This window comes from Pseudomonas sivasensis (genome assembly GCF_013778505.1).
Lineage (GTDB): Bacteria > Pseudomonadota > Gammaproteobacteria > Pseudomonadales > Pseudomonadaceae > Aquipseudomonas > Aquipseudomonas sivasensis.
Genome location: NZ_JAAOWU010000023.1, coordinates 78,310 through 87,724 on the forward strand (window position 1 = coordinate 78,310; position 9,415 = coordinate 87,724).

The window sequence follows — 9,415 nt, forward strand, 5'->3', positions numbered from 1 at the left end:
AATGCGGGTGGACGGGTATTACTCCAATACTTTGTTCAACTCGGCGCCGTCGATGCTCAAGGTCGCGGTGTTGAGCATGCCTTCAAGGTAAGCCTTGGCGATTTGCTCTTGACGCTGGGCACGCAGGGCCTGGGTCAGGCGTTCACGCAGCTCATCGAGGCTGGCGGTGCGCGCCGGTTGTTGGCCGATCAACTTCAGCACATGGAACCCCGCCGGGCTCTGCACCACGTCCGACACCGCGCCGACCTTGAGTCGCGACACCGCCTCGCGCACTTGCGGCACCAGTTGCTGCAACGGCTGCATCCCCGAATCACCTCCGCGCGCGGCGCTGTCCGGGTCCTGGGAAAACTGCGTGGCCAAGGCCGCAAAATCGGCCGGCGCGGCCTGGGCCTTGCGGCTCAACTCCTGGGCCTGGCGCCGCACGGTATCGAGGGTTTGCGGGTCATTCACGGCGAGGAAAATCTGGCTCACCCGGTACAACGGCGGCGTCACCCATTGCGCCTTGCCGCTGTCGTAGGCCTGTTGCAATTCAGCGGCGCTGGGGTAATCGGCCGGGACTTTACTGACCGACAACATGTAGTCACGAAACACGATCTGCTCGGTGGCGGCGCGGGTCTGTTGCTCCACCTCCGGGCGCTGGCGCCAGCCTTGGGCGTCGGCCTGTTCCAGCACGGCTTTTTGCGCCAGACGCGAGCGGATCCAGGTTTCCAGGGCGCCACGGTTGCCACGCAATTGTTCGCGGGATTCAGCCGGCAGGCTGGCGAGCACGTTTTTCAGTTCCGGCAGGTCGATCTGCTGGTTGCCCAGGCGCGCAACCGCCGGCCCGGTTGACGCAGGGCTGATCACCGGCGCCGGTTGTTGCGCCGCCACCGGGTCGCTGCCCGGTCGCAGGCTCAACGCCACTGCCACCACCAGCAGGGCCAACGCGCCCGCGCCGACCATCAGTGTCGGCTTTTTCACCGGACAGGCGCCTCTTCCCCAACCGCGGCGGCCTGCAACTGCGCCGCGTGCTGGCTGTATTCACGCAGGTAGACAATGAATTCCTGCAACAGACGGTCCCACAATTCCAACTGACTGCGCAGGTGCGTGGCGCCAACGCCGGCCACCACCACGTCCATTTCCATCAATAGGAATTCACCCTGCACCGACAACCGCGCAAAACGGCGCGAGGCATTCCACACCTGGGCCAAGCCTTCGGGCAATTCGCCCTGGACCCGCAGCGCGCAGCTGTAGGTGAAGTCCACATAGCTGCCCTGCTCGGCCGCCGGGTTGCCGAAACGCACGGCAAAGCCGATGCCCTGGCTGGCGCTGAGCAACTGCACGATGCCGTTCTGTTCGGATTGGTTGACCCGGTAGCCGGCTTCCTGCAACAGCTCGGTGAGGCTCTGGACGCTAACGCTAGTGATCAATTCGCTCATGGTCTGTTCTTCCTTGTCGATCAGTGGGTGACGCCCGCCTGGGGCGCATCAAAACGGCTCTTGTACAAATCGTCGCCAAAACCCTGGGCCAGTTCCTCGAACTTGACCCGCGCGCTGCTGGCGAACGGCTGGCGAATACTCATCACCTCAGCCACATCGATTTTTTCGTAGGCCGCGAGCAACTGCTGGGCCACGCCGTACATTTGTTGATTCTTGACTGAACATTGCTGCACTTGTGTGTCACGTTCGCTCAATTGCGCTTGCAACCGCGCACGCTCGGTTTCCTTGCCCTTGGCCAGCACCAGCAACTCGTCATAGGCCTTCTTGAACTTGCCAATCTGCTCGTTGCTCGCATTCACCTGGGCTTGCGCCTGGCTGTGCAGACTTTGTTGCTGGCCGGCCAGTTGCTCGGCCATGCCACGGGTCTTTTCCAGCTCAGCCGTCAACTGCTTGATCTGGGCCTGGGCCTGCTTGGCCTGGGTTTCGGCGGCGATGCGCGCGGCACTGGCCTGGGCCTGCTCGCTTTGCAACGCCTGCAATTGCTGGGTAGTGCTGCGCAGTTGGGTACGCAGACGTTCCTCCATGCCTTCGGCGCAAGCGCCGCTGGCGACGAACAGCAACAACAGCCCGCAGATTCGCGTGTTCATGTGGCATCTCCCTGCGCATCAAAAGCGCGTGTTGAGTTCCAGTTGCATCACATCCACTTCAAATGGCTGGCCGTAGACTTCGGAGGCGCTCAACCAACGTGCGCTGGCGTAGATGTTCTTTTCGATGCCGTAGTTGGCGCCAATGAAATAGCCCTTGGCATTGGTGCCGCCCAGGTGGAACGAGGAGTCATTGAAGCCGTCGGGCAAGGCGTCGGGTTGGATGTATTTGTAGCCGGCCAGCACGTTCCAGTCGCCACGCTTGCGCATCTCCAGCGCGCTGCCGAGGGTGAACGAGACCATCAAGGCATTGCCGCCACTTTCAAACTGGCCGTCGCTGTTGAGGTTGTTGACGATCTGGCCTTCGCTGCGCTTGAGCATTTCGCCCTTGTCGTAGGCCAGGTTGTGAATGAAGTTGCCCTGGCTGCGCAGCTTCAAGTCGCTGGGCAACTCGCTGTCCCAGACCGCGTTGAGGTCCAGCACATTGAACTTGGACGCCAGGCCGACGTATTGCGGCTCCGGCGTGAGGCCGGGTGTGGCCGGGTTAGGCGTGATGTTGCGCAGGTTGAACACGCTGTTGCCCTTTTGCATAAACGCCACCCGCGAGCCATCAGTGTCGCAACCGGGTTGGCCTGCCCACGGTGAGCACGGGCTGGAACGTTCGCCTTCGATGTCCTGGAATTGGTAGTACGCGGCGGCCAGCTTGAGTTTGTTGCTGCGGCTGATCTTCCAGTCCGCGCCGATCTGCCCGCCAAACAGCCATTTGGTCTCGCTGTCCTGCTTGTCGACGCCGTTGCTGCTGGCAGTGTCGGAGGTGTACTCGACCGGGAACGCACCAAGGGTGCCGAACAGGCCCCACTCGCTGTTGAGGCTGTGATTGAAAATCGCCGCCACGCCGTCGAAATTGAGGTCGTTGGAATACATCATGTCAGTGGAATAGAACGGGTTGCCGATACGCCCGCCGGTCAGCGTCACCGCGTCGGAGGCTTTCCAGCTCAGGTAACCCTGGTCGAGCCAGATGTCTTTCTTGCCGAAACCACCGCCCAGGGTCTGGGTGGTGGACACCGGGTTATTGTCCGAACCGGTCCCCAGGCGAATGCCGGCGGTCCATTCCGGCGAAATCACCGCTTTCATGCCCAGGCGGGCGCGCAGGCGGAACAGGTTCTCACGGTCCTCGCGGGTATTGAGCAACGGCGGGAAACGCGTATTGGTGCCAGGATTGACGTCATACGGGCCTGAATCGTTGAGCTTGGCGTAGTCGGTGATGGTGTCGTCGTTCTTGCCCGAAAAATACCGAGATTCGTCGCGTAAACGGATATCGCCATCAAAGCTCACCCGTGAGATCCAATCCGGAAAGGTGTTGGGTTGGGCCCAGTTTTCCTGCTTGGCGGTGGCCATGACTTCAGCCTTCACCTGGTCACGGATCTGATCACGCACCGCTTGCGGCACATACTGCACCCGCACATCCCCAGGCGCTGCGGCCGGGCCGCTGGCAACCACCGGCGCCGCATTGGCCTGGCGCGCCTGCAAGGCTTCTTTTTCGGCCTGGGCGATCAGGCCGTTGGCGGTGTCCTGGGTCAGCACGCCCTGCTGCACCAGCAGGCGGATCAGGTTGATGGTGACGTTTTCCGAAGGGGCAACCGGAGCAGCCGCCGCCTGGCCGACCAGGGTCGCGATGACCATGCCAACCGCCAGGGTCAGTCGATTCACGGGGGAAATCATGTGTACGCAACTCCTGTAAAAAACCATTGAAAAAGCATTCGATCAATCTGGACGCCGACCCTTGAGGGACAGGCGTACCGGCATCGTCACCGAGGCCGGCACCCGTTGCGTGGCATGGGGCGCACGCAAGGCGGCGAGGACCTGGGCATCGGTGTCGGCATCGCCGCTGGACTTGGCCAACTGCGCACGGGTGACCGCGCCTTCGGCGTCAAGCCACAAGTCCGCTTGCACCGTGTAAGCCTTCTTGCGTAACTCTGGGTCTTCGCGCAGCAGGCGTTGAAACACCCCGGCCAAGTACTGCTTATAAGTGCCGGCACCGAGTCCACCACCACCGGAACCCGCCATGCCGCCGCCCTTGCCCGCGCCAATGTTGAAACCGTCGTTGCCTGACTGGGCGTCGCCATCGATCTGCATCGGGTTGGCCAGGTCATCGGCCGGTGAAGGCGGCGCTTCCTCGGCCGGCTTGACCTCTTCCGGTTCTGGAGTAGGGACCGGCTCAGGGATTTTTTCTTCCACTTGCGGCTCTGGTTCCTTGGGCTTTTCAGGCGGTGGCGGCGGCGGTGGCGGCAACGGAATAATCGTCGGCACCTTCGGCGCTTCGCGACGTACGCCACTCATGTCATTGGCCCATTGCCATAAAAACCAGGCCGCCACGGCCGCCAGCAGCAGGCCGGCGCCCCACTTCAGCGGGCGCAGCTTCGGCGTTTTCTTGACCGGCAACGGCGTGATCGGGATCTGTGCAGTCATGACTCAGCCCTGGCTCGGTTTGCCGGTGACCAACCCGACCTGGGACAGCTCCAATCGGCGCAGCAGGTCGAGCACTTCGATCACTTTCTGGTACTGCACCATGGCGTCGCCGCGCACGATCACCGGGAAATCCGGGTTCAGTGCTTTCTCGATGCGCAGGCGCTCTTCCAGCTCGCCGAGGGTCACCGGGTAAGCGTCGAGGAACACCTGGCCGCCGTCATTGACGGAAATGGCCTTGGTCTTTGCCTCCGACAACGACACCGAAGCGCTGGCCTTGGGCAGGTGAATCTGGATACCCGACACCTGGGCGGTGGCGGTGAGGATGAACATCACCAACACCACCATCAGCACGTCCACCAGCGGCGTGATGTTGATGCTGTCGACAGCGGCATCATCGTCATCGTCGTGGGAGGTATTTACGGAAGCCATGGCGATTCTCCTCAGGCCGGAACCGATGCGTGATGTTCGCGACGGTGCGCGGCTTCACTGTGCTGGCTCTCGCCGTGCATCTCCGCCAGGCGGGTGATGAACTCGTCGACGAACACCCGCATGTCGGCGCTGACTTCCTTGTTGCGCGTGATCAGGCGGTTGTAGCCAAACAGCGCGGGGATCGCGACGAACAGGCCCATGGCCGTGGCCAGCAAGGCGGCCGCCATACCGGGGGCGATGGCGTTGATGTTGACGTCACCGGCCATGGCCGTGCCGAGGAACACCACCATGATCCCCAGCACCGTACCGAGCAGGCCGATGTACGGGCCGCCGGCAATGGCGTTGGACAAGGTCGAGAGTTTGGAACTGAGGGCCTGGTTCTCACGGGTGCGCACGCCGTCCATGGAACAGCGGATGGCTTCGATGGTGGCCGCAGACACCGATGAGGTGTCGGCGCCCTGGGCACGGCGCGTGCGGATCTCCTTGACCGCCACCAGGTACAGGCGCCACAGCGAGGAATGGGTCAGCCGCTCACCCAGTTGCGCGTCGTCGGCGTACATTTCCAGGCGGGTGCCGATCTGCGCGAAGTGCTCGCGGAACACCTCGTTGGCACTGCTCACACGGCTGACCTGACGGTTCTTGCGCAGCATGATCACCCACGATTGGAACATCATCGCCACCAGCACCAGGATGATGACCCAGGCATCAACCGGCACGGCATTGAGCAAAAAGCCCAGGCTGCCGAAGCCCATGCCCGACTGTTCTTCATCCACCCCGTAAGCCACCAGTTTCGACTCGGCGCCCTGGGCACTGGCATCAGCCAGCAACAGCGCGGCCGGGCGCGCCACTTTGGACAAGCGCAGCTCATCCATCGCACCAGCGAACGGCAAGTGCGTACTGCCCGCTTCCGGCAGGTCGGCACCGATGGCGAATTGGGAATTGAAGGCCGGCAATGCGACGGCGAGCGTGGCGGTTTCGCGACCATTCACATACAGCGCGACTTTTTCACCCTCGGCGGTGAACGCCAAGTGCTGCCATTGGCCGGGGTTCAACGGCTGCGTCGAGACAGCGCGCTGGCCGTCGATTTCCACAAACGGCATACCTTGATTCAAGCCCAGCAACAGGCTGTGGGCACCGTCGCGACGCGCCAGGACGATTTGTTCGCCACTGGCCTGGTCCAGACGCAACCAGGCGCTGACGGTGAACGCCCCACCGGCGGCGTGTTGCAGCGACGGGCTGGCCGGCAGCAACAGCGGCTGGCCGCCGAACTGCAAGGCGCGGCCGATTACGCCGTCGATGCTCGCGCCGGTGGCGTTCAGCGCCGTGTTGGCATAGGCCGTGGTGTCCCGTGGCGGCGTGGCATTGGCGCCGTCAAAGTGATAGAGCGCGGTGTAATTAGGGTCAAACGTCAGCTGGCCGTTGGCGGTGGCCGGGGCCTTCTGGTTGCCGTAGTACATCCAAATGTCCTGGCGCTGGCCGCCTTCGACCTTGGGCACGTCGACCCAAATGAGCGCCATGCCCATCAACGGATCAAAGCTCTCGATCTGGTGATTGAGCACGGTCTTGTCATCGGCACTCACAAAGCGCAGGTCGGCGCCGTCGTCCTTGACCCCGTCAAAGGTGAAATTGCCGGTGTGCAAGCGCACCAGCAGTGCGGTACGGCCCAAGGCCTGATTGATCGCGGCGCCTTGGGCGGTGGTGTCTACCGAAATCTGTTTGCGGTAGTGCCAATCGTCCTGCCACCAGGCGTGGGCGGTGGCCGGGAGCGCGAAGCCCAGGCAGATCATCAGGCTCAGAAATAGGCGTTGCATGGGTGAAGTCTCCGGAAGAAAAAGTCAGAACGTCGCCTGCACACTGAAGTGCAGTCGCGAATCCTGTTTCTGGGTGTTCGGTCCATCGAGCAGCGGGTAGCCCCAATCCAGACTGCCGGACAACCATTTGCTCAAACTGGCGCGGGTGCCCAGGCCGACACTGGCCAGGCTGTATTCGTCTTCTTGCTCGGGCAGCGGGTCGTGCAGACGCAGGCGCGCGCCTTCGGCGAACGCATAAAAGCGCCACTCCTGCACATAACTGCCGAGGAACTTGGCCAGGGACGGCGTGCGCAGCTCCTGGGACAGCAGCAAGCCTTCGTCGCCGGTGCGTTCGGCCGCCAGGTAGCCGCGCACCGAAGTGGCGCCGCCGGCGGAATACTGCTCGTTGGACACCAGCGGCCCCGAGGCCAATTGGAAGCCGGCCTTGGACGCCGACTGCCAATCGTTGGCGAAGGTGTAGCTGTAATTCAGGTCGCCCTTGAGCACGGCAAAACTGGCGCTGGCCTTGTAGCGTTTGTAATCGAACTCTTCGGCGTCGCTGCCGTAGCCAAAGAACGCACGGGTGCCGACCACCAGGTTCAGGCCCAACCCCAACTGGGACTGTTCGGTGTAGCGATAGCCGTTGTAGCCGAGGGTGAACGGCGCGTACTTGAGCGGCACCTGATCGCTGCTGGAACCGAATCTCATCTGCTCGTCGAAGTCTTTGAAGTCGATACCGAACGAGAAGGAATTGGCCCAATTGCCGGCGGCCGGCAGGTTGTAAATCGCCGACACCCCATAGGAATGGCCCTTACCGAGTACGTTGCTGCCGCCGATGGTGGCGATATTGCTGTCGGACTGGTAACCGGAGAACTGCAAAGTCCAGCGCTCATCCAGCGGCGCGCTGTAGGAGCCCGACCAGACCTTGGCGTTGTCGGTGTCCTGGGGTGCGGTGAAGTAGGTCAGGGAGATGCTGTGGCCCAGTTGCCACAGGTTGTCGTAACCCAGTGTCGCGACCGAGCGCAGCTTCTCGGTGTCGGCGCTGTAATCGTTGTTCAGGCCGATACTGGCGTGCCAGGGGTTCTGGTCTTCCACCTGCAAATCCACATCCATGGTGCCGGGGCGCTGGCCTTCGCGCACCAGCGGCGTAACCTGGCGCCCGGCGCTGCGATTGAGCCCGGCCAACTGGGTTTGCACCGTGGAAAAATCCGGCACCGCGCCCTCCTCCAGGCCCGGCACTTGCTCGCGGATTTCCACCGGCGAGTAATGCTTGGCGCCGACCACACGCACCCGGCCGACCTTGGTTTCGCTGACTTGCAGATAGACGATGCCGTCATCGACCTTCTGCTCCGGCAACTCGACAAACACCGACTGGTAACCGCGCGCCTGGTAGATCTTCTGCAAGGCGTCCCGGGCGCCTTCGATATCGTCGAGGGTCTTTTGCGGGCCCAGGAACGGGTACACCGCCTCCTCGATGGTGGCCGCATCAAGCACGGTATTGCCACGCACGAAGTACTCGTTGACGTCCACTTTGCGTGCCGGCGCTGCGTCCTCCGCCAGCGCGGGTTGGGCCATGGCCCCCAGCGCCAAGCAGCACAGCACCAGCGTTGATTTGAACAGATGCTCCACACCGCCCCCTGACGTTCTATAAGTGTTCGCCGCCGCCACTGGCACGGCGTTCGGCCGGCTCAATTGCTGGCGATCGAGGTGTTGCCGTGGCGTGCCAGCCAGGTGTGCAACAAGGCGAAGTTCAGCGAGAACTCCGGCATGTGCAGCAAGGCGCCACAAAACACGTCACCGATGATTTTCTGGATGAGCTGTACCGCCCGAGGGTTGTTGAGCAGCGTGGCGATATCGCGAGTGAGTACGTGAATGCTCCAGACCTTCTGGTTCAGGTCCAGGCCGACGAACCAGCGGAACAGCAGGTTGTAGTTGAGCTGTTCGTGCAGTTGCTGTTCGCTGGGCACCGAGTACAGCAGTTGCAGCAGCAGGATCTGCAGCACGGTCTGCGGTGCGATCAACATCGAGGGCTCGGCCACCAGCCAGTCGCGGTGCTGGTCGAGGACGTCGTCGATCTGCGGGCGCAGTAGCACCAGGGAATGGCCTGCGGGGATGTAGCTGGAGACTTCCTTCACGGCGCCCTGCCAATCGTCCTGGGAGACGATCCATACCCAGGGTGCGCCATAGCGATAGACCGACACCGGCTTCTTGCGCGCGGCTTCGACGATCTTTGACAGGCGCTGGTCGAGCTCCTGCATGCCGACTTTTGAATAACGTTCCATAGATCCCATTGCCCCACTCCTGGCGTCCTGCTGGCGGCTTTAAGAACACCTTCGTGGTGTTCTTGAGCGCGTTACACAGGAGAGACGGGGGCAAGGGTTGGCTACCGAACTTTTGTCATGAAAGCTTCATTTTTTGGGTTTTTTTGGGGGAGTGGGGGGGGGAGTACATATCCGTTATTTGGGTAACGGCCGCTTAGGGTTTCGCTCTTACAGCGACTCACTTTTGGAAGAGCCCAAAAGTAAGCAAAAGGCTCTCGCCCCAACACTCGGCACCTCGCCTAGGCTCGGTGTGCCCGCACTCCGGCTTGAATCCGTGGGCCGCCGCGATGGGCCATCCATGGCCCAGCGCGGCTAACCCGGCGTCCTGCCGGGTTACCCACGGA

At 62.4% G+C, this 9,415-nt stretch carries 9 protein-coding genes; all 9 read right to left on the reverse strand.

The annotated features are described in order from the left end of the window. Positions 1-18: 18 nt before the first annotated feature. The 9 genes from G9Q84_RS26230 to G9Q84_RS26270 are packed head-to-tail and all read right to left on the reverse strand — an operon-like array spanning position 19 to position 9,032. Positions 19-960 (reverse strand): peptidylprolyl isomerase, encoded by a 942-nt coding sequence (locus tag G9Q84_RS26230; RefSeq protein ID WP_181644323.1) that lies wholly within the window; start codon positions 958-960, stop codon positions 19-21. Then, positions 957-1,418, reverse strand: a complete 462-nt coding sequence (locus G9Q84_RS26235; protein ID WP_181644324.1) for a YbjN domain-containing protein — start codon at positions 1,416-1,418, stop codon at positions 957-959. The genes G9Q84_RS26230 and G9Q84_RS26235 overlap by 4 nt, the downstream gene beginning before the upstream one ends. Before the next feature lie 20 nt (positions 1,419-1,438). Then, complete coding sequence (locus tag G9Q84_RS26240; protein WP_181640167.1) at positions 1,439-2,065, reverse strand: DNA repair protein; 627 nt, start codon at positions 2,063-2,065, stop codon at positions 1,439-1,441. Positions 2,066-2,083: 18 nt separating this feature from the next. Beyond that, the gene (locus G9Q84_RS26245) at positions 2,084-3,784 is read right to left on the reverse strand and encodes a putative porin (protein WP_032885392.1); all 1,701 of its coding nucleotides are present in this window, start codon (positions 3,782-3,784) and stop codon (positions 2,084-2,086) included. A gap of 42 nt (positions 3,785-3,826) precedes the next feature. Then, positions 3,827-4,531, reverse strand: coding sequence for an energy transducer TonB family protein (locus G9Q84_RS26250; protein WP_032885393.1), 705 nt, complete (start codon positions 4,529-4,531; stop codon positions 3,827-3,829). 3 nt (positions 4,532-4,534) lie between these two features. Next, the gene (locus tag G9Q84_RS26255; RefSeq protein WP_016980095.1) at positions 4,535-4,960 is read right to left on the reverse strand and encodes an ExbD/TolR family protein; all 426 of its coding nucleotides are present in this window, start codon (positions 4,958-4,960) and stop codon (positions 4,535-4,537) included. A gap of 11 nt (positions 4,961-4,971) precedes the next feature. After that, positions 4,972-6,771, reverse strand: a complete 1,800-nt coding sequence (locus G9Q84_RS26260) for a DUF2341 domain-containing protein (RefSeq protein WP_099601618.1) — start codon at positions 6,769-6,771, stop codon at positions 4,972-4,974. 24 nt (positions 6,772-6,795) lie between these two features. Beyond that, a complete protein-coding gene (locus tag G9Q84_RS26265; protein ID WP_095185993.1) occupies positions 6,796-8,379 on the reverse strand; it encodes a ShlB/FhaC/HecB family hemolysin secretion/activation protein in 1,584 nt (527 codons plus the stop codon). 59 nt (positions 8,380-8,438) lie between these two features. Then, the gene (locus tag G9Q84_RS26270) at positions 8,439-9,032 is read right to left on the reverse strand and encodes a transposase (protein ID WP_032885396.1); all 594 of its coding nucleotides are present in this window, start codon (positions 9,030-9,032) and stop codon (positions 8,439-8,441) included. Positions 9,033-9,415: the final 383 nt, after the last annotated feature.

Coding starts and splice junctions, on each gene's coding strand:
- G9Q84_RS26255 (WP_016980095.1), bottom strand. CDS start 4,960: ATGGCTTCCGTAAATACCTCCCACGACGATGACGATGATGCCGCTGTC.
- G9Q84_RS26240 (WP_181640167.1), bottom strand. CDS start 2,065: ATGAACACGCGAATCTGCGGGCTGTTGTTGCTGTTCGTCGCCAGCGGC.
- G9Q84_RS26250 (WP_032885393.1), bottom strand. CDS start 4,531: ATGACTGCACAGATCCCGATCACGCCGTTGCCGGTCAAGAAAACGCCG.
- G9Q84_RS26270 (WP_032885396.1), bottom strand. CDS start 9,032: ATGGAACGTTATTCAAAAGTCGGCATGCAGGAGCTCGACCAGCGCCTG.
- G9Q84_RS26235 (WP_181644324.1), bottom strand. CDS start 1,418: ATGAGCGAATTGATCACTAGCGTTAGCGTCCAGAGCCTCACCGAGCTG.
- G9Q84_RS26260 (WP_099601618.1), bottom strand. CDS start 6,771: ATGCAACGCCTATTTCTGAGCCTGATGATCTGCCTGGGCTTCGCGCTC.
- G9Q84_RS26245 (WP_032885392.1), bottom strand. CDS start 3,784: ATGATTTCCCCCGTGAATCGACTGACCCTGGCGGTTGGCATGGTCATC.